Genomic DNA, 20,504 nt, shown 5'->3' on the forward strand with positions numbered 1-20,504 from the left:
GCCGCCTACCAGTCGTAGGCCTTGGGGAGTTCGCTGGTGTCGAGATCGCGGTACCGGTCGCGCAGGCCCGTCTGATGGCTGTCCATCGGCTGCCCGACCCCGTCGATATAGACGCGAACGGGAACCGACGAGACCTCGAGCGGGTCGCCGTCCCACACCACCACGTCGCCTGCGGCACCCGGCGCGAGCACGCCGAGCCGGCCGCCGTAGCCGCTGATCTCAGCGGGGATCGAGGTGATGCTGGCCAGCGCCTGCCCCCAGGTCAGCCCGGCAGCGCGCGGAACCTTGCCCAGCGCGACGAGATTGCCCGCGAACTGGGGTAGGTAGCGCGGCTGCTCCATCGCGGCGGCGTTGATCGCCACCTTGACGCCGGCGGCCTGCATGCGGCCGATGTTGCTCTGCGTGGCAGCCAGCTCCTCGAATTGCGTGGGCAGGTCGTTGAGGGCGTTGGCGATCACCGGCACCCCGGCGGCGGCGATCTCGTCCGCGACTAGCCAACCCTCGCTCGCGCCGACGATCACCAGCTGCAGGCGGGGGAATTCGCGCGGCAGGGCGAGCACGGTGCGGATGTCGGCGGCGCGCTCGACATGGACGTAGAGCGGCTGGCGCCCGGTCACGACGGGCACCAGCGCGGCGGCGTCGAACCGGGTCAGCAGCACGTCGCTCGCGCGTTCGGCTTCCTCGCCGGTCAGGCGCGGATCGATCGGCAGGTCGTCGCCGGTGGTTTCGTCGGCCGGGCGGCTGGGGCTGCCCGACAGGCCCGCATCCTCGCCGTAGCTGCCCGCTTCGCGCAAGGCGTTGCGCAGCAGGGTGTGCGCGGCGATGCGGCTGCCGCCCGCGAGGCGTCCGCCGCTTTCGCCCAGTTCGATCATCTGGAACGCGCGTGGGCGGCGCACCGCCTGCGGATCGTCGCCCAGATCGATCATCGCGCCCTGCCCGGCGAAGATCGAGCTCGCCGCGCCCGGCGCGATGGCCGCGCGGGTGATGCCGCCGGCGCGGCTGACCTTTACGTGCTGCGATTGCGGATTGACCGCCGGCGCGGCATCGAGCGCCGCGCTGAACGGCGTGCTGCGCGCGCGGGTGTCGTTGCTCTGCTGCACCGCGCCCACGTCCCACAAGCCGAGATCGGTGACGGTGGCGAAGATGCCGGGCGTCACCCACGCGCCCGAACCGTCGGACACCGGAATGCCCGCGGGCACCTGCACGTTGGCGCCTGCGGCAACGATCTTGCCGCCCCGCACCACGACGGTCGCGTTCTCGATCGGGTCGCTGCCGTCGCCGGTCGCGACGGTGGCGTTGGTGATGGCGAAATCCTGTGCCGACGCGGTGGACGCAAAAGCGATCACCGCGGCAAGAGCAGGGGTGGCCGCAAGCAGGGTGCGCGCGATCATTTCACGTCTCCTTCACCGGGCTGGCCGAGCTCGAAATCGCTCACTGGCCGCCGCTGCGGGTCCATCGCGTCGAACATCAGCGCGCCGTCTATCCACACCTTCTCGGGCCGCGAATAGACGCTCAGCGGATCGCCGTTCCACAGCACCACGTCGGCCATCTTGCCCGTCTCGAGGCTGCCGGTGACGTCGCCGATGCCCATCGCCTTCGCGGCGTTGAGCGTGAACCACCCGACCACCTCGGCATCGGGAATGTCGATCCCAATCCGCGCCCCGGCGGCCTGCGCCTTGGCGGCCTCCTGGTTCAGCCGCTGGATGCCGTTGGCGTCGTCCGAATGGATGATGACGCAGGCGCCCGCCTGCTGCAGCAGCGCGCCGTTTTCGGGAATGCCGTCGTACGCTTCCATCTTGAAGCCGTACCAGTCGGCCCAAATCGCGCTGCACACGCCGTTCTCGCGCAGCAGGTCGCCGATCTTGTAGCTTTCGACCGCGTGGTGGAACGCGGTGACCTTGTACCCGGCCTCCTTCGCCATATCCATCACCAGCGCCATCTCGTCGGCGCGGTAGCAGTGGTTGTGGACCAGAATATCGCCGTCGAGCACGCCGGCGAGCGTTTCCTTGGCGAGATCGCGCTTGTCGCGGTCGCCCGCGGCATATTCCTGCGCGTCGAACCACATCTGCCGGTTCTTGGCGAAGTTGCCCATGCGGGTGGAGGGCCCGCGCGAGGCATAGACGCGCTTGGGGTTCTCGCCGCAGGCCATCTTCATGCCGTAGGGCGCGCCGGGGAACTTCATGCCCTGCACGGTACGCGCGGGCACGTTCTTCAGGGTGACGCTGCGCCCGCCGGTGAGATTGGCCGAGCCGGGCAGGATCTGCAGCGCGGTGATGCCGCCATTGGCGAGCGCGCGGGTGAAGCCCGGGTCCTGCGGCCAGACCGAGTGTTCGGCCCAGACTTCGGGCGTGGTCGGGTTGGTCGCCTCGTTGCCGTCCGAATGGGCGTCGACCGCCGGGGTGGGATAGTCGCCCAGGTGGCTGTGGATGTCGATCACGCCGGGGGTGACGAACTTGCCCGCCCCGTCGATGCGCGTGTAGCCCGCCGGGATCGCGAGATCGGGGCCGCCGATGCCGACCACCTTGCCGTCCGCGAACAGCACCGTGCCGCTATCGATCCTGCCGCCAGCGCCGTCGTACACCGTGGCGCCGACCAGCGCGGTGGGCGCGCCGGGGTAGCGTTGATAGGTGGAAGGATAGGGCGCGTCGGGCTCGCCGTAGCTGCTGGCGGAGCGCGTAGAGCCGGTCGAATCGTCGGTGGTGGCGCAGGCGGCCAGCGCCGCCATGGCGCTCGCGGCGAACAGGCTGCGGATCAGTGCTTTCATTCGGATGCCCCCAAAAAGGAAGGGGCGCGGCCCGCGCCGCGCCCCCGATATCGAAACCCTCAGTCCTGTCGGCGCGTGGCGGGATGGATACCCGCCGCCTGCGGCTCGCCCACCTCGCTGCCGCCGAGCAGGTCGTCGCCCGGATCCTCGTCGCGCAACGTGTCGAGATGCATCAGCTTCTTGATGAGCGGGCTGACGAGCAGCACCGCGACCCCGACCGCGACCGCGGTCCAGCCGACGGTCGAATAGACCCCGAGTACGACCTGCTTGCCCGATTCCTCGCCCACCGCTTCGGCGCCGGTCGCCGAAGCGATCAGGCCGGCGGCGAAGTTGCCGGTCGCCGAAGCGAAGAACCACACGCCCATGATGAGGCTCGCCATATGCGCCGGGGCGAGGCGGTTCATCGCGCTCAGGCCGACGGGCGACAGGCACAGCTCGCCGGTGGTGTGCAGCAGGTAGATCAGGAAGATGAAGATCACCGGCGTCGGCACGTTCACCCCGACCGATTCGGCGCCCCAGACGAGGACGAGGAAGCCGAGGCCCACCTGCACCACGCCGAGCCCGAACTTGAACGGCGTCGAGGGTTCGGCATTGCGCCGGCCGAGGAACTGCCAGATCGCGGCGAACACCGGCGCCAGCAGGATGATGTAGATCGCGTTGATCGACTGGAACATCGACGCCTCGACCCCGGCGCGATCGACGTGCCGGTCGGTGAACAGGTTGAGGCTGGAGCCCGCCTGCTCGAACAATGCCCAGAAGATGATCGAGGTGAGGATCAGGAACATCGCCGCGAAAATCCGGTCGCGCTCTTCGGACGGCAGCTTGGCCACCGCGATATACAGCACGTAGATCACCAGGGCCCCGCCGAACGCGCCGAGGACGTAGCCGACCATGTCCTGATACTGGACCGCCACCCAGCACAGCGCGACCATGCCAAGCCCGGCGAGGTACATCCACCATTCGAGCTTGAGGCCCGCCACCGGGCTCGCCAGTTTCACCGGGTCCTTCGCCTCGCCCTTGCCCTTGAGCAGCGGCTTGCCGAGCACGAAGAACACGAGGCCGATCAGCATGCCGAACCCGGCAAGCCCGAAGCCGTACTGCCAGCCGTAGGTCTGGCCGAGGTAGCCGCAGATGAGCGAGGCCGTCGCCGCGCCCGCGTTGATGCCCATGTAGAAGATCGTGTAGCCCGCGTCGCGGCGCACGTCGGTGCGCGGATAGAGCTGGCCGACGATCACCGAGATGTTCGCCTTGAGGAACCCGGAGCCGACGATGATGAGCGCCAGCGCGAGCCAGAACACGTTGATCATCGGGTTGTCCTGGCCCAACGTACCGTCGCCTTCGAACGCCATGAAGAAATGGCCGAAGGTCAGCAGGACGGCGCCGAACAGCACCGCCTTGCGCTGCCCGAGATACTTGTCCGCGAGATATCCGCCGACGACCGGCGTGATATAGACGAGCGCGGTGTAGGCGCCGTAGATGACCGACGCCTCGCTGTCCGAAAACAGCCAGTGCTGCACGAGGTAGAAAATCAGCAGCGCGCGCATGCCGTAGTAGGAGAAGCGCTCCCACATCTCGACGAGGAACAGCATGAACAGACCCTTGGGATGACCGGCGAACTCGTCGCCCTTGGTCATCGTGGTGATCGCCATGCCTCCCAGAAGGAACGCCGAAAGCACGATCACCGCGCCCCAGAACAGGATGAGTTCGAAAGTCATCGGCGCGCGGCCTCCCCTTTGTTTTCCTTGGCGACCCGAGCCGCCCCGACCAAGCCGCGCACCCTAACGTCAGATTTCGCCATGTGAAGCTTTAGTTTCAGGGGAAACTGGCGATTTTCCGCAGGGGAACGGCCGCGCCGGGAACCTTGCGCGCCGCGCTGTATTATGGCACTGATGCACCTCACTCGGCGCCGGTGTGCGCAAGGACCGAAGAAATGACCCAGCAGAGCCGCCCGGTGTATCTCAGGCTGCGCGACCAGATAGCCGCGGCGATCATCGAAGGCGTCTATGCGGAAGGGGAGATGCTGCCTTCGGTGCGCGCTTTCGCTGCCGAGCAGGGTGCCAATCCGCTCACTGTCGCCAAGGCCTACCAGCAGTTCCAGGCCGACGGACTGGTGGAGGTGCAGCGCGGGGTCGGGATGTATGTCGTGCCCGGTGCGGCCGAGAAGCTGCGCCGCAGCGAGCGCGAGCAGTTCCTGACCCGCGAATGGCCCGAACTGAAGGCGCGCATGGAGCGCCTGGGGATCGCTCCGGCCGATCTGCTCGAGAGACACTGAGCCGCGCCTGTCATCGAATCGCACCGCCCGCGACTCGCGACGATTGCGCGCGCCGGGCGCATCTGGCAGGGTTCGCGGCAGAGGTTACGCATCCGGCCGCCGTTGTAGGGGCCACGAAGATCAAGGTTTCCGGCCGGCTCGCACCGATGGGGCGAGACGCGGGAAGCGGGAGAACGACGATGATACGATCCGAACTGCTGCAGGCTCTCGCCAAGGACAATCCCGAGTTGCGGGCCGAAGAGGTTGAGCAGGTCGTCGATATCTTCTTCGACGAGATCACCACGCGCCTGAGCGAGGGCGGCCGTGTGGAACTGCGCGGTTTCGGCGCGTTTTCCACCCGCGATCGGCAGGCGCGCACCGGGCGCAACCCGCGCACCGGCGAGGCGGTCGACGTTCCCGCCAAGCGCGTGCCCTATTTCAAGCCGGGCAAGGAAATGCGCGAGCGTCTCAACGCCGACTGAGCGGCAATCGCGCGGGGGCCGGCCTGGCCTTCGCGCAGGCAGGCGCCGTGCGGGCGTGGCGGAATGGTAGACGCCGGGGACTTAAAATCCCCTGAGCCTTGCTCGTGCGGGTTCGAGTCCCGCCGCCCGCACCATCGCCGCGCCGCTTTAGCACCGTATTTACCCTTATGGCTGTACTAGATGTTTGCAGACGGTTCGTCGGCAAATGGATAGCGGAACGGCGGCCCCGGCGCGCCGCCGTTTGAAAGGCGGATTATGCAGCAAGATCGGAGCGACGCTCAGGCGAGCGACCCCCGGCCGGCCGAGGATCGTGCCGCGCCGCGCTTCACGCTGCTGATTCGCGCCGCGAAGTTCGTCGCGCCGCAGGGCCAGTTCGTCTGCGTGATCCGCGACGTTTCCGCTACCGGCGTCAGCCTGCGCGGTTTCCACCGCCTGCCCGGCGGTGACGCGCTGACCGTCGAGCTCCAATCGGGCGAGCGGCACGCGGTCGAAAAGGTGTGGGAGCGCGATCTCGATTCGGGTTACCGCTTCCTCGAACCGGTCGAAGTGGCCGGCCTCATCGCCGAAGGGGGCGACTATCCGCGCCGACAGGTGCGGATCGATATCGACAAGACCGTCTACGTCGAGGCGGGCGGCCAGACGGTCGAGGCATGCATCACCAACATCTCGCAGCAAGGCGCGGGCATCGAATGCCCCTACCTGCTGGCGATCGGCCAGCCGCTGCGGCTGGTCGCCGACGACCTGCCCGACATCTCGGCAAGGGTGCGCTGGCGCGAAGGGCGGCGCTTCGGCCTCGCGTTCGACACGACGTTCGACCTGCGCACATTCGCGCTGATGGTGGCACGGCTCCAGTGCCCGCAGCTTCTCGCCGGGCAGCCGCAAGGCTACTGATCTAGGCCGGGCGGAAATCCATCGCCGCGCCGTTCATGCAATAGCGCTTGCCGGTCGGCTTGGGGCCGTCGTCGAACACGTGGCCGAGGTGCCCGCCGCAGTCCGCGCAGAGCACTTCGGTGCGCGGATAGCCGATCTTGAAATCGGTGTCGGTGGCGATTCCGCCCGCCAGCGGCTGCCAGAAGCTGGGCCAGCCGGTGCCGCTGTCGTACTTGGTCTTCGACGAATAGAGTGCGTTGCCGCAGCCGGCGCAGACGAACGTGCCCGCGCGCTTTTCCTTGTCCAGCGGCGAGGAATAGGGGCGTTCGGTCCCCGCTTCGCGCAGGATGCGATACTCGCTCGCGGTCAGCCGCTTGCGCCATTGCGCGTCGCTGTAGCGGACCTTCCACTCGCGTGCCTGCGCCTGCCCGCCGCACGCCGCGAGCGCGAGGCTGGCGCCGCCGAGAGCGAACAGGTGCAACGTGGCGCGGCGATTTGTCGGACGATGGATCATTGCCGCATCATGCCTCGCGCGCCCTGAACGCAAGCGGAACGTCAGAACGTCGTCACCTCGACCTCGAGCTTGCGGAAACCGTGGACGAAGTTCGCCCGCACCCGTTCGACATCGCCCGCGACGTGCACGCGCATGCGCCGTGCGTGCATCTCCTCCAGCAACACGCGCAGTTGCAGCTCGGCCAGGCGCGCACCCACGCAGCGGTGGATGCCGTAGCCGAACGACAGGTTCCGTCGCGCGTTCTCGCGCGCGATATCGAGCTTGTCGGGATGCTCGAAAACCTCCTCGTCGCGGTTGGCGGAGAGATACCACAGCACCAGCTTGTCGCCCTTCCTCACCGTCTCGCCGAACAGCTCGGTGTCTTGGGTAGCGGTGCGGCGCATGTGCGCAAGTGGGGTCTGGTAGCGGATGCACTCCTGCACCGCGTTGGGGATCAGGTCAGGTCGTTGCTCGAACAGCTTGCGCTGATCGGGGAACTTGTCGAACGCGTGGACGATGCCGCTCATCGTGTTGCGCGTGGTGTCGTTGCCGCCCACGATCAGCAGCACCAGGTTGCCCATGAATTCCTGCGGGCTCATCTGGTTCATCGCGGGGGAGTGGATCATCATCGAGATCAGGTCCGGCCCCGGCTCGGCATTCGCGCGCTGCGCCCACAGCTGCTGGAAGTAGGCCGCCATCTCGCGTAGAATTCCCTGACGGAACTCGTCGAGGTCGCGCACCATCGCGAGTTCGGTATCGCCCGCCCAGTCCGACCAGAAGGTCAGCAGGCGGCGATCCTTCCACGGGAAGTCGAACAGCAGCGCGAGCATGCCGGTGGTCAACTCGATCGATACGGTGTCGACCCAGTCGAACACCTCGCCGCGCGGCAGCGAATCGAGCAGTTCGGCGGTGCGGTGGCGGATGTCGTCCTCCAGCCGCTTCATCTCCGCCGGGGTGAACGCGGGGGCGACCGTGCGCCGCTGGCCGGTGTGCTTGGGCCGGTCCATCGCGATGAACATCGGCAGCTCGAAGCGTTCGCGGCCCAGTTCCGCCAGTTGCGCGTCCTCGAGCCGGTTGAGGATCGTGATCCCGCCATGCTCCCAGCTCGACGAGAACAGCTCGGGCAGCGATTCGACGTGCTGCACGGCCTTGTGCTGGACGACGTTCCAGTAGGGGCCGAGCGGGCTCTCGTCGACGTAGTGGATCGGACCCTTCGCGCGCATCTCGGCGAAGATCGGCTGCCAGCGATCCTCGTAGTAGATATCGCTGCGGCTGACGTCGAAGGGGTGGGTGTGCTCCCATTTTTCCTCGGGATGCTGCGCCAGGTGCTCGCGCAGCGCGTCGACCGCGCTCGGGCTGGTGCGCCACGCGGCGGGCGATTCGGCGAACTGGGTTGCCATCGGCTCTCTCCTCGCCCGCGAGTTCGTGCGCGCGCGTCGAGCCGTATCCTGCCCTTGCTTACCCCGATGTCAATAGTGGGTTGCGATTTGCGACCTGTCTCCGTCGCCGGTCAGGCGCGCGCGCGTTGCCAGAAGCGCTTGCCCTTCGCCGGCGCCGGCCCGGACTTCATCACCCGCCGACGGAACAGCCGCGCGCCGGTGCGCACGAAAACCGCCACTGCGAGCACTTGCCACGCGAGTGCGATCAAATGCGGCCACAGCGCCGGTTCCTGCGCCGCGCGCGCGATCATCGCGTAAGGCGAGGAAAGCGGGAAAATCACCGCGAACAGCTCGACCGGCGAGCCGATGTCGGTCATCGCGAAGCTGGCGAGGAAGAACACCAGCAATTGCAGGATCGTCGCCGGCATGGACATCGTCTGCACATCGCGCACGGTTGGCGCCATAGCGCCGATCGCGAGGAAGATCGACCCGATCAACAGGTAGGCCATCGCGAAATAGATCAGGAACAGCGCGGCGAACAGCGGCCAGCCGACCGCAGGGGGCGCCACCTGATCCAGCGCGCCGGTGACCGCCACGATCGCGCCCGCCGCGCTGCCCCAGATGGCGATGCCCACGAAGCTGACGCCGAGCATGGCGAACAGCTTGCCAAGGAACACCGCGTCCATCGGGATTGCAGCAGCGAGGATCTCGATGATCTTGTTCGCCTTTTCCTCGACGAGGTTGGACATGACCATGCCGGCGAGCAGCATGGTGAGCAGGAACAGCAGGGTGAGTGCGCCCGTGGCCGTGGCGGCGTTCTCGCTGCGCTGGCTGGCGATAGTGGTGGCGGTGGGTGATAGCGCGACGGCCGGGTAAGTGGCGGCGGCGGGGCCGCTCGCCTCGGCGGCGACAAGCGCGACGGGCCCTTCCCACCGCTCGATCCGGTCGGCGGTGCCCGTCAGGCGCGGCGCGGCGAGCGTGCCGCCAAGCACGGCGGCGAAGTTGCGCGTATCGTCGGCGAGCAGCGCGGCAGTGTCGTCCGCCTCGTCCGGCGCGACCACCTCGATATCGGGCAGACGCACCAGGTCCGCCAGCCGTGCGTGCGCCTGCGCGAAAGCCGCCGACTGGTCGGGCGCGAGCGCGACCGCCAGCCGCGGGTCGTCGGCCTTGCTCACCGCCTGGCTGGTCAAGGCGCCCGCCGCGCCGCTGATGCCGACGAAGAACAGGGGGCCGATCAGAAACAGCAGGAATGCCTTGCTGAACAGGATCGCGGTGAAGTCGCGCCGCGCGACTATGAAGGCGGCGCTCCACAGCGAAAGGCGCGCCTTCGCGCCGCAGGCAAGATCGCTCATCGCGTCGCCTCCCCCGCGTTGTCCGCTTCCAGCGCGCGCGCCGCCGCCTCGCCTGCGATATGGACGAAGGCGTCGTGCAGCCCGGCGCGCTCGATCGAGAGCGAGAGGATGCCCGCCTCCCCTTCGATCAGCGCGCGCAGCAGCGGCTCGATGCCGGTTTCGGGGAGCGAGAAGAACCAGAAGTTGCCCTCGCGCCGCGCGTCGGCGGGTAGCGCGTCGCGCCAGCGGCCTTCGCGCGCGCGCGTTTCGAGGCGGACCTGCGCCGGGATGCGGTCGCGCGCCGCATCGACCGACCCGGCATAGGGCACCTTGCCCCCGGCGATGATCGCCACGTCGTCGCACAATCGCTCGGCATGGGCGATCACGTGGGTCGAGAAGATCACCGTCGTGCCCTTTTCGGCGAGGCCGCGGATCAGCACCTCGAGCTTGCCCTGGTTGATCGCATCGAGGCCCGAGAACGGCTCGTCGAGGATCACGAGGCGGGGCTCGTGCACCAGCGTGCCAAGTAGCTGCACGGTCTGCGCCATGCCCTTGGAAAGTTGGCGGATCTGCTTGTCGGCGGCGTGGCCGAGCCCGTGGTTCTCGAGCAGTTCGCGCCCGCGCACGCGGCCTAGCGCCAGCGGGACGCCGCGCAGCGCACCCATGAACGCGATCGCCTCGTAGGCTTTCATCGCCGGATAGAGTCCGCGCTCTTCGGGAAGGTATCCGATCAGGCGCGCGATATCGTGCGGCTGCGTGTGCCCGAACACGCGGCGCACGCCTTCGTCGGGGTCGATGATGCCGAGCAGCATGCGCAGGGTGGTCGTCTTGCCCGCGCCGTTGGGGCCGAGCACGCCGTAGATCGCGCCTTCGGGCACCGCGAGGTCGACCCCGTCGACCGCAGTCGTCCCTTCGAACCGCTTGACCAGCCCGCGCGCCTCGATCGCGAGCGGGCGCGCCTCTGTCGCCGGGTAAGGCGCGGTATCGTTGCTCGTACCCGGAGGATCGCTTAGCGCCGTGTCCATCACTTGCGCGGTAGCCGCCGCGTACGGCAAGGAGCAAGCCCGGCGTGGCCCAGAGCCGAGAAAATTCCGCATTGCGCGAGGACCTGCTGGCCGAAGCGGCGCGGCTGGGCTTCGTCGCGGCCGGAATCGCGCCTGCCGCCGACGATCCTGCGCGGGCGGAGCGGCTGCGCGAATGGATCGCCGCCGGGCACCACGGTACGATGGGCTGGATGGAGGACCGGGCGGACGTGCGGCAGGGGCCCACCGCGATGTGGCCCGCCGCGCGCAGCGTGATCGCACTGGGCATGAGCTACGCCCCGTCGCACGATCCGCTCGCGCTGGAGGGCGACGGCGAACGGGCGCGCATCTCCGTCTATGCGCAGGGCCGCGACTATCACGACACGGTGAAGAAGGCGGCCAAGGCGCTCGCCCGCTGGCTGGTGGCGCGCGCGCCGGAGGCCGAGCTGAAGGTCTTCGTCGATACCGCGCCGGTGATGGAAAAGCCGCTCGGCCAGATGGCCGGGCTGGGGTGGCAGGGCAAGCACACCAACCTCGTCAGCCGGACACACGGAAGCTGGCTGTTCCTCGCGGCGATCTACACCACGCTCGATCTCGCGCCCGCCCGGCCGCACGCCGACGCCTGCGGATCGTGCCGCGCGTGTCAGGACGCCTGTCCGACCGACGCGTTCCCCGAACCCTACCGGCTCGATGCGCGGCGCTGCATTTCCTACCTCACGATCGAGCACAAGGGGCCGATTCCCCGCGAATTCCGCAAGGCGATCGGCAACCGCATCTACGGTTGCGACGATTGCCTGGCGGTGTGCCCGTGGAACAAGTTCGCCGATGCCGCCGCGCGCAACCAGGCCTTCCTCCCGCGCGCCGAACTGGTCGCGCCGCGACTCGCAGAATTGCTTGCGCTCGACGATGCGGGGTTCCGGCGATTGTTCTCCGGCTCGCCGATCAAGCGCATCGGGCGCGGCCGGTTCGTGAGGAACTGCCTGATCGCGGCGGGCAACAGCGGCGATGCGGCGCTGGTGGATCGGGTGGAAGCGCTTGCCAGCGATCCCGATCCGGTCGTGGCGGAAGCGGCGGAGTGGGCGCTGGGCGAGCTTACAGCAGCGCCTTGAGCGAGATCTCGGTATCCGCCAGTGCCTCTCGGTCGGGCTTGATGCCCGCTTCGACCACCCTGCGCCCCTGCGCGTAATCCTTGGTCGCGTTGACGCAGTCGAGGGCGATCACGCGGCCTTCCTTGAGATACACGATCGAGAACTTGCGCTCGCCCGGGTCGCCGCGCAGCACCGTCTCGTCGTGGTCGAGCGAGAGCCCGACCGTCTGCAGGCGCAAGTCGTACTGGTTGGACCAGAACCACGGCACCGCCTTGTAGGGCTGCGGATCGCCGCAGATCGACTTGGCGGCGGTATTGGCCATGTCGTTGGCGTTCTGGACCGATTCGAGCCGGATCACCGCGCCGCCGGCCCAGGCGTTGGCATGCGCGGCGCAGTCGCCGATCGCGTAGATATCGTCGATCGAGGTGCGGCAGAACTCGTCCACGTCGACCCCGTTCGCGCCCGCAGCGCCCGCACCGATCAGCGGGCCGACCGAAGGCACGATGCCGATCCCGACCACCACCAGGTCCGCCGGGACGACCGCGCCGCCTTCCAGCCCGACGCCGGTGACCTTGCGGCCGTCGCCCTCGATCCGGTCGACGGTCGCGTCGAGCAGCACCTCGACGCCTTGCTGGCGGTGCTCGTCCTCGTAGAAGCGCGACAGTTCCTCGCCCGCGACGCGCGCGAGCACGCGCGGCAGCGCCTCGACCACGGTGACCTCGCAGCCGAGCTTGCGTAGCACGGCGGCCGCTTCCAGCCCGATATAGCCGCCGCCGACGACGACGGCGCGCTTCGCACCCGCCTCGAGTTCGGCGATCATGCGGTCGACGTCCGCCTTGTTGCGGACCGAATGCACGCCCGCGAGGTCGGCGCCGGGGCACGAGAGGCGGCGCGGATCGCCGCCTGCCGCCCAGATCAGCTTGCCGTAGCCCATGCGACTCTCGTCGGAGAGGACGATCTCGTGCATCTGCGGATCGACCGCGACCACCGATGTGCGCAGGCGCAGCGCGATGTCCTTGTCCGCCCAGAACTGCGGCGGGCGCAGGTAGATGCGCTCGAACGGCTTTTCGCCCGCGAGGTATTCCTTCGACAACGGCGGCCGCTCGTAGGGCGGTTCGCTTTCGCGCCCGATCATTGCGATCGAGCCGGTGAAGCCGTGCTGGCGAAGGGCGATGGCGGCCTGTGCGCCGCCGTGCCCGGTGCCCACGATCACGATGTCGGCATGGTCCATCGCCCCCGACTTGGGCAAATGCGCCGCCGGGTCAAGCCCGGTAAGGATTGCGCCGCTAACGCCCGAGCAGGTTGCGCGCCTGGCTGGCGATCTGCGCGAGCATCGCGGGCGCGACATCGCCCTTGGCCTGCGCGCGCCCGATCATCGCGCGGAACTGGCGGATCGCCGCTTCGTGCTCGTCCGCCCAATGCGCCACGGCGGCGCGCGGATCGTCCTTGGCTCCCTTGCGCCGCGAAAGCCGGCGGAGGAAATCGAGGCGCATCTGCTGGAAATCGCGCGAAAGACCCGCCACGAGCAGCCGCTCCCACACGTCCGACGGGTTCATCAGCGCAGAAGTGCTCTGCGCCCAGTCGAGCCCGATCCGTTCTCCCAGGTCTGTGAACGCCGCGGTCAGCGCGCGGGCGTCGATCTCGGCTGTCCGCGACAGCGAAGCGAGGCCGACCGCGCCGTCGAGATCGTAGAGCCGGGTGACGCGCGCGGCGAGCTTCTCGGGCGCACCCATCTCGACGAACTCGGCCTTGAGCCGGTCCGATTGCCGGCGCGAGCCTTCGGTCAGCAATTCGTCGGTGCCGGTGGAAAGCTGCGAGACGCGCTTCTGCAGGCTCTCTATCAGCTCGCCCGGCGGCGTCGTGCTTGCGCCTACGCGGATGAGGTCCGCCATCTGGCTGCGCAGCGCGCCCGCCGTGTGGCGGAACATGTAGAGCCGCGCATCCTCGGGCATGGGAGCGGTTTCGAGCTCGGCCCACAGCGAGCCGGCATCGAACAGCTTCGCGGCGGCGACGAACGAAGCGGTGACATCGGCCAGGCCGACGCCTTCTTCTTCCGCCAGCTCGAACGGATGGACGAGCCCCATCCGGTTGACGAACAGGTTGGCGAGCGAGGTCGCGATGATCTCGCGGCGGAGCTGGTGTTCCTCGATCTGCCGCCGGTAGGTCTTGCGCATGCCCGCGGGGAAATAGGCGAACAGCAGGTCGGCGAGGCTCGGGTCGTCGGGCAGCGAGGTGCGCTCGATCGCATCCTGCAGGACCAGCTTGGTGGACGACAGCAGCACCGCGAGTTCGGGCCGCGTCAGCCCGATCCCGTCGGCGGCGCGCCGCGAAAGGCTTTCGTTGGGCACGAGGCCTTCGGTCTGCCGGTCGAGCGCGCCCCTGCTCTCGAGCCCCTCGATCAGTTCCAGTTGCGCGGCCACGGCGGGCGCGCCCCCCGCTTCGGCGATCGACAAGGCCAGCGCCTGGAGCCGGTTGCTCTCCAGCACGAGGTGGGCGACGTCGTCGGTCATCGATTCGAGCAGCGCGTTGCGCTTCTTGGTCGAAAGCTTGCCCGTGCGCACCGCCGCGGCGAGCGCGATCTTGATGTTCACCTCGTTGTCCGAGCAATTGACGCCCGCGGCGTTGTCGATGAAGTCGGTGTTGATCCGGCCGCCGCGCAGCGCGAACTCGATCCGGCCCGCCTGCGTCGTGCCGAGGTTGGCGCCTTCGCCGATCACTTTCGCGCGCAGATCCGCCGCATCGACCCGTAGCCCGTCGTTCGCCGGATCGCCGACCTGGACGTTGTTTTCCAGCGCGCCCTTCACGTACGTGCCGATGCCGCCGAACCAGATCAGGTCGATTTCCGCCTTCAGGATCGCGGAGATCAGCGCCTCGGGTTCCAGTTCCTTCGCGTCGGTGTCGAGCAGCTTGCGCATCTGCGCCGACAGCGGAATGCGCTTCATCGTGCGCGCGAACACCCCGCCGCCCTTCGAGATCAGCGACGCGTCATAGTCCTCCCAGCTCGAACTGGGCAGGTCGAACAGGCGCTTGCGCTCGGCCCAGCTTTTCGCCGGGTCGGGATCGGGATCGATGAAGATATGGCGGTGATCGAACGCGGCGACCAGCTTCAGCGCCTTCGACAGCAGCATGCCGTTGCCGAACACGTCGCCCGACATGTCGCCGCATCCGGCGACGCGCACCGGCTCGCTCTGGATGTCGATGCCCATTTCGAGGAAATGCCGCTGGACGGAAACCCACGCGCCGCGCGCGGTGATGCCCATCGCCTTGTGGTCGTAGCCGTTCGAGCCGCCGCTGGCGAAAGCGTCGTCGAGCCAGAAGCCGCGCTCCTGCGCGATCGCGTTGGCAACGTCGGAGAAGCGCGCGGTGCCCTTGTCGGCGGCGACCACGAAATAGGGATCGTCGCCATCGTGGATCACGACCTGTTCCGGGTGGATCACTTCGTCCCCGTCGATGTCGTCGGTGACCGACAGCAGCGTGCGGATGAAGATTTCGTAGCTCGCCTGCCCCTCGGCGGCCCAGCCCGCGCGGTCGCGATCGGGCGCGGGCAACAGCTTGGGATAGAAGCCGCCTTTCGCGCCGGTGGGCACGATCACCGCGTTCTTCACGCGCTGCGCCTTCATCAGGCCGAGGATTTCGGTGCGGAAGTCGTCGCGCCGATCGGACCAGCGCAGGCCGCCGCGCGCGACCGGGCCGGCACGCAGGTGGATGCCCTCCACCCGGCGCGAATAGACGAAGATCTCGCGCCACGGCACGGGGCGGGGCAGGCCGGGCACGAGCGCAGAATCGATCTTGAACGTCAGCGCTTCCTGTCCGGCGGGGGCAAAAGCGTTGGTGCGCAGGATCGCGCGGACAAGCTGGTGGTAGAGGCGCAGCAGGCGGTCGTCGTTGATCGCGGCGACGCGCGACAGGCCGTGCCGAATCGCTTCCTCGCACTCGGCCGCTGCCGCCTCGCGGTCGCCCGAGTAGTCGGGATCGTGCATCGCGGCGAACAGGCGCACGATCGCCCGGGTAACGTCGGGCGCGCGATCGAGCGCGTCGACCACGGTATAGATCGTGAAGCTGACGCCTGCCTGGCGCAGGTAACGGTAGAAGGCGCGCAGCCAGTTGGCCTCGCTGGCGCTCAGGCCGGTGCCGATCACGAGCCGGTTGAACGGATCGTCTTCCGCCCACCCGTTGAGCACCGCGGCGATCGCCTGTTCGATCGCGTCGGCCCGGTCGAGCAGCGAGGCGAGCGTGTCGCCTTCGGGCAGCGCCAGCGTGAAATCGTGGATCGTCCCGAGTCGGCCGTCGTCGAGCGCGGTGGGGATTTCGGCCATCACCCGGAAGCCGAAGTTCTCCAGCGCGGGCACCGCGTCGGACAGCGGCAGCGCCCCTTCGTGCTCGTAGATCTTCAGGCGCAGTTCGGCCTCGGCGTCGTCCTCCAGCGCATAGAGCCGCGCGTCGCGCTGCGGCTGCGCGCCGGCCTGGCCCTCCGCTTCGGCGACCGACAGGTGGCGCATGCGCGCGATATCGCGCGCCGCCTCGGCCGGCCCGTATTCGGAGCGATACGCTGCCGGGAAGGCTTCGGCGAAGCGCGTCGCGACGGCGGCGGCGCGGCCGCTTTCCATCAGTTCGCCCAGCTCGCCCTCGACGGCTTCGGCCCAGCCGCGCAGCATCTTCTGCAAGCGCACCTCGAGTTCGGCCTCGGGCGTGGCGACCTGGCCGCCGCGCAAATCGAGCACGAAGCGCAGCATCGCGAGATTGCCGCCTTCGACCTGCAGGCTCCAGTCGAGCAGGGTCGCGCCCGCGCCGTCTTCCAGCAACGCCTCGATCCGGTGGCGGACCTGGGTCGCGAGCATGTCGCGCGGCATCCATACGAAGGCGAACAGGTGGCGCGCAAGCGGCGCCTCGACCAGCGCGAGGCGCGGACGGGGCCGGTCCACCAGGCTCATCATCGCGGTCGCGACGCGCTCGATGTCGGTGTCGGAAAAGCCGATGATCAGATCGTGCGGCAATGCGGTGAGCGCGTGGACCAGCGCCTTGCCCGCATGGCCGGTGGCGTCGAAGCCGAACTTGTCCATCAGGCCCGAGACTTGCGCGCGCAGGCGCGGCACCTGCGTCGGCACGGCGGCGAGCGCAGCGCTCGTCCACACGCCCGCGTGAATCGACAGCGCAACGACCTTGCCGCCTTCGCGCACCGGCACGATGAACAGGTCGAGCGGCACCCGGCGGTGGACGTTGGAAACGCGGTTGGCCTTGATGATCAGCAGCTCGCGATCCTTGCCGTCGGCGGCGAACCAGTCGAACGCGCGGTCGTAGGAAGCATCGGCGAGAATCTGCTTGGTGCTCTTGCGGCAGATGCCGAACAAGTCCGCATGGCTGCCGTCGCGGCGGCGGGTGACGTGGCCGAGCTGGGTCAGCATGCCGCCTTCCAGCCAGCGGAGCAGCTCGGCGCTCTCGCCATCCTCGATCCGGCTTGCGTCGTCGCGCATCGCCTCGCGCATCTTCTGCCAGTCGGCGACCGCGGCGTGGACGTCGGCCAGCGTCGTGCGCAGCGCCTTTTCCAGCTCGCGCCGCTGGCGCGCGTCGATCCGTACGGTTTCGACGTAGATCATCGATTCGCGCTGGGTGTCGTCGCCGCGCTTCGCCGCGATCTCCTCCAGCGTGCCGTCGCCGCTGCGGCGGGCATGGACGACCGGATGGACCAGCCGGTCGATCGCAAGCCCCTGCGCCGCGATCGTCGCGGCGACCGAATCGACCAGGAAGGGCATGTCGTCGTTGACCAGCGCGATGCGCATGAAGCGGCGATCGTCGGTGGTCGAGGCGAGCGCGATCGCCGCCTCGCCGGGTTCGCGTTGCGCGGCCGCCTCGAGCATGAAGCCGGCCGCTTCGCGCACCTTGTCCTTCACGAACGGGGTATCGCCGGGCAGCAGCGAATCGCAGATTCGCTCGGTCAGCGCTTTGGCGAGTTTTTCGGAAGACGCGGCGGTTTTGGAACCCATCGAAATCGCTCCGTCGGGCCTTGTGCGCCCGGACTTCTGCGCCGCATGTCGCGGCAATAATGTTGCGCGACTACGCTCAAGTCGGTCGCGCCGCAAGCCGGGTTCGGCCCGAATTTCCGTTACGTCAGCGCATCGCCTGCTGCAGCAGTTCGAGCGAGCGGATGCGCGCGGCCGGGTCGTAAGTCGCGCCCGACAGCATGATCTCGTCTGCCCCGGTGCGGGCGACGAACGCGTCGATCTTTTCGCGCACCTGCGCGGGCGTGCCGACCGCCGACACCTCGCCGATATGGTCGAGCGTGGCGCGCGCCTGGGGCGGTAGGCTGTCGCGGTAACCGCGCACCGGCGGGGGCAGCTTGCCCGGCGTGCCGGTGCGCAGGCGGACGAAGCTCTGTTCCTGCGAGGAGGCGATCAGCCGCGCCTCGTCTTCGCTGTCGGCCACGAACACCGTCATCGCCGCCATGACGTGCGGCGCTTCCAGTGTATCCGATGGCCGGAAATCGCGGCGGTAGAGTTCGAGCGCGGCGTCAAGATGCGTCGGCGCGAAATGGCTCGCGAAGGCATAGGGCAGGCCGAGGCGGGCGGCGAGCTGCGCGCCGAACAGGCTCGATCCGAGCATCCACATCTCGACGTCCGCGCCGAAGCCGGGGGTCGCGCGCACCTGCATCTCGGGATCGCCGGCGAGCATCGCGCGCAATTCGGCGACGTCGTGCGGGAACAGCTCCGCCGAACGATGCAAATCCTTGCGCAGCGCGCGCTGGAGTTCCGGCCCGGCGCCGGGCGCGCGGCCGAGGCCGAGATCGACCCGGCCGGGAAACAGCGCGGCGAGCGTGCCGAACTGCTCGGCGATCACGAACGGATTGTGATTGGGCAGCATGATCCCGCCCGCGCCGATGCGGATGGTCGAGGTCGCGTGGCCGATATGGCCGATCACGACCGAGGCCGCCGCTCCGCCGATGCCCTCCATCGCGTGATGCTCGGCGATCCAGAACCGCTTGCAACCGGTTTCCTCGGCAGTGCGGGCGAGACCGGCCGCGGCGGTATAGGCTTCGCTCAGGGTGCCGCCTTCGCGGATCGGCACGAGGTCGAGGACGGAAAATTCGGTCATTCGCTTCCCAACTGGTCGAGATATTGCTGCGCGGTCGCCGCTTCGCCGCTCTCGGGCGCGGCTTGGATCACCGATTGCCAGCTTTGCCGCGCCGCGGCGTCGCGTCCGGCGAGCACGGCGATCACGCCCGCCTCGAGCCCGACCGCGGGGTCGCGCGGCGCAAGCATGGCGGCGCGCTGGATACGCTCCTGCGCCTGCGCCAGATCGCCGTCGCGGCGCGCCAGCGTGGCGGAGAGCAGCCAGGCTTGCGCATTATCTGGCAGCGTCGCGCGCGCGGTGTCGAGCGCGGTCGCCGCTTCGGGCGCACGGCCGAGTGCAGCCAGCGCGATCGCGCGGTCGATGGCGATCTGGCCTTGGATCGTGGCGTCGGCGGCGGTGTCGGCATCGGCCTGCGCCTGATCGAGCAGCGCCAGCGCGCCTTGCGTGTCCCCCTCCGCCAGCAGCGCGCCCCCGGCAAGCGCGCCGCGCAGCGCCCGGGCGCGGGCGTCATCCGCCGGGGTCGCATCGCGTGCGGCGAGGAAGGTCTCGGCGGCGTCGGTGCGCTGGCCGAGCTGCGTTTGCGCGACGCCGAGGCACTGCCCGGCATCGCCGCGCCCGGCGGCATCTATCGTGCTCTCGGCGAGCCACGCCTCGGCTTCCTCGACCGAGCCCCCCGGATCGGTGCGGCTCCGCGCGAGGCAGCGGGCGAGGCGGCTCGTTTCGGTCTCGACCTCGACATAGGCGCCGCGGCGCGCACGCTCGCGCTGCTCGAGCATCTCGGGCGGGAGCGGCGAGACCGGCTCGACCGTCGGCGCGGGGCCGACCTGGAGGAGGAGGGCGAGAAACGGGCTGATCATGCGTGATGTCCTAGGTGGGAAGCGTGTCCACGGCGTGCAACAGCAGGGCGATGTCCTGCGCGCGCGAGAGGCGGTGATCGCCGTCCTTGACCAGCACGACCTGTACGTCCGCCGAACGCAGCGCGGCGGCGGTGCGCAGGCTCACTTCCCACGGCACGTCGGCATCGGCTTGGCCGTGCAGCAGCCGCACCGGGCAATCGATCGCGATCGGCCGCTCGAGCAGGCGCAGCGTTTCGGCGTCCTGCCAGAACTTCGCATGCGTCGGGGTGGGCTCGGGGCCGTAGGGATTATCCTCGAGCACCGTGTGTCCGGCGCGCAGTTCGGCCTTCTGCGCCTCGTCGAAGCCCCAGTCGGAGAAATCGGGCGCGGCGGCAACGCCGATCATGCCTGCAAGTCGCTCGCCCAGCGCCTCGCCCACGAGCAGCATCAGCCAGCCGCCCATCGACGAGCCGACCAGCACGACCGGGCCGCGCACCTGCGCGTCGATCAACTCCAGCACCTCCTCGCGCCAGCGCGTCAGCGTACCGTCGGCGAAATCGCCCCCGGTGCCTTGGCCAGCGCTTTCGCCGCAGCCCGAATAATCGAGCAGCACGCAAGCGCGCCCGGCGCCGCGCGCCCATTCCAGCAGCGCGCCCGCCTTGCTGCCGGCCATGTCGGACATGTAGCCGGGCAGGAACACCAGCGCGGGGCTGGTGCCCCGGAACAACCGGAAGGCGATCCGGCGGCCGTCCGCCATTTCGTGGAATGCAGTGTCGCTCATCCGCGACGCCATGCCCGCCCCGGAGGCGGCATGGCGCTCCGCGTCAGTAGAGGGCCGGCGGCTCGTAGCGTGGCGCCGGCGCCTGGGTGCGGTCGCCGCACCCGGCGAGCAGCAGGCAGGCGAGGATTATCGTCGAGATATG

Annotated in this window: 16 protein-coding genes and 1 tRNA gene; 5 read left to right on the plus strand and 12 right to left on the minus strand. The window is 68.9% G+C overall.

The window, feature by feature from the left end; translation table 11 throughout:
* Positions 1 to 5: 5 nt before the first annotated feature.
* The 3 genes from ACE3QC_RS09305 to ACE3QC_RS09315 are packed head-to-tail and all read right to left on the minus strand — an operon-like array spanning position 6 to position 4,413.
* Positions 6 to 1,391, minus strand: a complete 1,386-nt coding sequence (locus tag ACE3QC_RS09305) for an amidohydrolase family protein (RefSeq protein WP_374407523.1) — start codon at positions 1,389 to 1,391, stop codon at positions 6 to 8.
* Positions 1,388 to 2,764, minus strand: coding sequence for an amidohydrolase (locus tag ACE3QC_RS09310; RefSeq protein ID WP_374407525.1), 1,377 nt, complete (start codon positions 2,762 to 2,764; stop codon positions 1,388 to 1,390). The genes ACE3QC_RS09305 and ACE3QC_RS09310 overlap by 4 nt, the downstream gene beginning before the upstream one ends.
* A 59-nt stretch (positions 2,765 to 2,823) precedes the next feature.
* A complete protein-coding gene (locus ACE3QC_RS09315; RefSeq protein WP_374408044.1) occupies positions 2,824 to 4,413 on the minus strand; it encodes a peptide MFS transporter in 1,590 nt (529 codons plus the stop codon).
* A gap of 281 nt (positions 4,414 to 4,694) precedes the next feature.
* Between ACE3QC_RS09315 and ACE3QC_RS09320 the strand changes: the two genes are divergently transcribed.
* The 4 genes from ACE3QC_RS09320 (at position 4,695) to ACE3QC_RS09335 (ending at position 6,388) form a co-directional block, all read left to right on the plus strand.
* Positions 4,695 to 5,036 (plus strand): GntR family transcriptional regulator, encoded by a 342-nt coding sequence (locus ACE3QC_RS09320; RefSeq protein ID WP_374407527.1) that lies wholly within the window; start codon positions 4,695 to 4,697, stop codon positions 5,034 to 5,036.
* Between the two features lie 179 nt (positions 5,037 to 5,215).
* Positions 5,216 to 5,497: an integration host factor subunit beta gene (locus ACE3QC_RS09325; RefSeq protein WP_374407529.1), complete on the plus strand. Its 282-nt coding sequence runs from the start codon at positions 5,216 to 5,218 to the stop codon at positions 5,495 to 5,497.
* Positions 5,498 to 5,546: 49 nt separating this feature from the next.
* Positions 5,547 to 5,631 (plus strand) — tRNA-Leu (locus ACE3QC_RS09330).
* 121 nt (positions 5,632 to 5,752) lie between these two features.
* On the plus strand, positions 5,753 to 6,388 hold the full coding sequence (locus ACE3QC_RS09335) for a PilZ domain-containing protein (RefSeq protein WP_374407531.1): 636 nt from the start codon (positions 5,753 to 5,755) through the stop codon (positions 6,386 to 6,388).
* 1 nt (position 6,389) lies between these two features.
* Here ACE3QC_RS09335 and msrB read toward each other — a convergent pair whose 3' ends face one another.
* From msrB to ACE3QC_RS09355, 4 genes are all read right to left on the minus strand, one after another.
* Positions 6,390 to 6,881 carry a peptide-methionine (R)-S-oxide reductase MsrB gene (gene msrB / locus ACE3QC_RS09340; protein ID WP_374407533.1) on the minus strand — a complete coding sequence of 164 codons (492 nt, stop codon included), beginning with the start codon at positions 6,879 to 6,881 and terminating at the stop codon, positions 6,390 to 6,392.
* Between the two features lie 41 nt (positions 6,882 to 6,922).
* The gene (locus ACE3QC_RS09345) at positions 6,923 to 8,260 is read right to left on the minus strand and encodes a cytochrome P450 (RefSeq protein ID WP_374407535.1); all 1,338 of its coding nucleotides are present in this window, start codon (positions 8,258 to 8,260) and stop codon (positions 6,923 to 6,925) included.
* Between the two features lie 110 nt (positions 8,261 to 8,370).
* Positions 8,371 to 9,591: an ABC transporter permease gene (locus tag ACE3QC_RS09350; RefSeq protein WP_374407537.1), complete on the minus strand. Its 1,221-nt coding sequence runs from the start codon at positions 9,589 to 9,591 to the stop codon at positions 8,371 to 8,373.
* Entirely contained in the window at positions 9,588 to 10,595 is a 1,008-nt protein-coding gene (locus tag ACE3QC_RS09355) for an ABC transporter ATP-binding protein (RefSeq protein ID WP_374407539.1), read from the minus strand. Before ACE3QC_RS09355 ends, ACE3QC_RS09350 begins: the two co-directional genes overlap by 4 nt.
* A 44-nt stretch (positions 10,596 to 10,639) precedes the next feature.
* On the opposite strand from ACE3QC_RS09355, the gene queG reads away from it, so the two are divergent.
* On the plus strand, positions 10,640 to 11,701 hold the full coding sequence (queG, locus tag ACE3QC_RS09360; RefSeq protein WP_374407541.1) for a tRNA epoxyqueuosine(34) reductase QueG: 1,062 nt from the start codon (positions 10,640 to 10,642) through the stop codon (positions 11,699 to 11,701).
* Here queG and ACE3QC_RS09365 read toward each other — a convergent pair.
* The 5 genes from ACE3QC_RS09365 to ACE3QC_RS09385 all read right to left on the minus strand — a co-directional run bounded on the left by ACE3QC_RS09365 (position 11,685) and on the right by ACE3QC_RS09385 (position 20,362).
* Entirely contained in the window at positions 11,685 to 12,911 is a 1,227-nt protein-coding gene (locus ACE3QC_RS09365; RefSeq protein ID WP_374407543.1) for an NAD(P)/FAD-dependent oxidoreductase, read from the minus strand. The genes queG and ACE3QC_RS09365 overlap by 17 nt on opposite strands.
* Before the next feature lie 55 nt (positions 12,912 to 12,966).
* A complete protein-coding gene (locus ACE3QC_RS09370) occupies positions 12,967 to 17,661 on the minus strand; it encodes an NAD-glutamate dehydrogenase (protein ID WP_374407545.1) in 4,695 nt (1,564 codons plus the stop codon).
* 124 nt (positions 17,662 to 17,785) lie between these two features.
* A complete protein-coding gene (locus ACE3QC_RS09375) occupies positions 17,786 to 18,766 on the minus strand; it encodes an LLM class flavin-dependent oxidoreductase (RefSeq protein ID WP_374407547.1) in 981 nt (326 codons plus the stop codon).
* Positions 18,763 to 19,602: a hypothetical protein gene (locus tag ACE3QC_RS09380; protein WP_374407549.1), complete on the minus strand. Its 840-nt coding sequence runs from the start codon at positions 19,600 to 19,602 to the stop codon at positions 18,763 to 18,765. The genes ACE3QC_RS09375 and ACE3QC_RS09380 overlap by 4 nt, the downstream gene beginning before the upstream one ends.
* A 10-nt stretch (positions 19,603 to 19,612) precedes the next feature.
* Positions 19,613 to 20,362: an alpha/beta hydrolase gene (locus ACE3QC_RS09385; protein WP_374407551.1), complete on the minus strand. Its 750-nt coding sequence runs from the start codon at positions 20,360 to 20,362 to the stop codon at positions 19,613 to 19,615.
* Between the last annotated feature and the right edge of the window lie 142 nt (positions 20,363 to 20,504).

The sequence above is a fragment of the Pelagerythrobacter sp. genome, from assembly GCF_041912895.1.
Lineage (GTDB): Bacteria > Pseudomonadota > Alphaproteobacteria > Sphingomonadales > Sphingomonadaceae > Pelagerythrobacter.

What these genes read in the sequence shown, in the direction of transcription:
- ACE3QC_RS09305 (WP_374407523.1), bottom strand. Translation starts at nt 1,391, where the DNA reads ATGATCGCGCGCACCCTGCTTGCGGCCACCCCTGCTCTTGCCGCGGTG.
- ACE3QC_RS09310 (WP_374407525.1), bottom strand. Translation starts at nt 2,764, where the DNA reads ATGAAAGCACTGATCCGCAGCCTGTTCGCCGCGAGCGCCATGGCGGCG.
- ACE3QC_RS09315 (WP_374408044.1), bottom strand. Translation starts at nt 4,413, where the DNA reads ATGGCGATCACCACGATGACCAAGGGCGACGAGTTCGCCGGTCATCCC.
- ACE3QC_RS09320 (WP_374407527.1), top strand. Translation starts at nt 4,695, where the DNA reads ATGACCCAGCAGAGCCGCCCGGTGTATCTCAGGCTGCGCGACCAGATA.
- ACE3QC_RS09325 (WP_374407529.1), top strand. Translation starts at nt 5,216, where the DNA reads ATGATACGATCCGAACTGCTGCAGGCTCTCGCCAAGGACAATCCCGAG.
- ACE3QC_RS09335 (WP_374407531.1), top strand. Translation starts at nt 5,753, where the DNA reads ATGCAGCAAGATCGGAGCGACGCTCAGGCGAGCGACCCCCGGCCGGCC.
- msrB (WP_374407533.1), bottom strand. Translation starts at nt 6,881, where the DNA reads ATGATCCATCGTCCGACAAATCGCCGCGCCACGTTGCACCTGTTCGCT.
- ACE3QC_RS09345 (WP_374407535.1), bottom strand. Translation starts at nt 8,260, where the DNA reads ATGGCAACCCAGTTCGCCGAATCGCCCGCCGCGTGGCGCACCAGCCCG.
- ACE3QC_RS09350 (WP_374407537.1), bottom strand. Translation starts at nt 9,591, where the DNA reads ATGAGCGATCTTGCCTGCGGCGCGAAGGCGCGCCTTTCGCTGTGGAGC.
- ACE3QC_RS09355 (WP_374407539.1), bottom strand. Translation starts at nt 10,595, where the DNA reads ATGGACACGGCGCTAAGCGATCCTCCGGGTACGAGCAACGATACCGCG.
- ACE3QC_RS09365 (WP_374407543.1), bottom strand. Translation starts at nt 12,911, where the DNA reads ATGGACCATGCCGACATCGTGATCGTGGGCACCGGGCACGGCGGCGCA.
- ACE3QC_RS09370 (WP_374407545.1), bottom strand. Translation starts at nt 17,661, where the DNA reads ATGGGTTCCAAAACCGCCGCGTCTTCCGAAAAACTCGCCAAAGCGCTG.
- ACE3QC_RS09375 (WP_374407547.1), bottom strand. Translation starts at nt 18,766, where the DNA reads ATGACCGAATTTTCCGTCCTCGACCTCGTGCCGATCCGCGAAGGCGGC.
- ACE3QC_RS09380 (WP_374407549.1), bottom strand. Translation starts at nt 19,602, where the DNA reads ATGATCAGCCCGTTTCTCGCCCTCCTCCTCCAGGTCGGCCCCGCGCCG.
- ACE3QC_RS09385 (WP_374407551.1), bottom strand. Translation starts at nt 20,362, where the DNA reads ATGAGCGACACTGCATTCCACGAAATGGCGGACGGCCGCCGGATCGCC.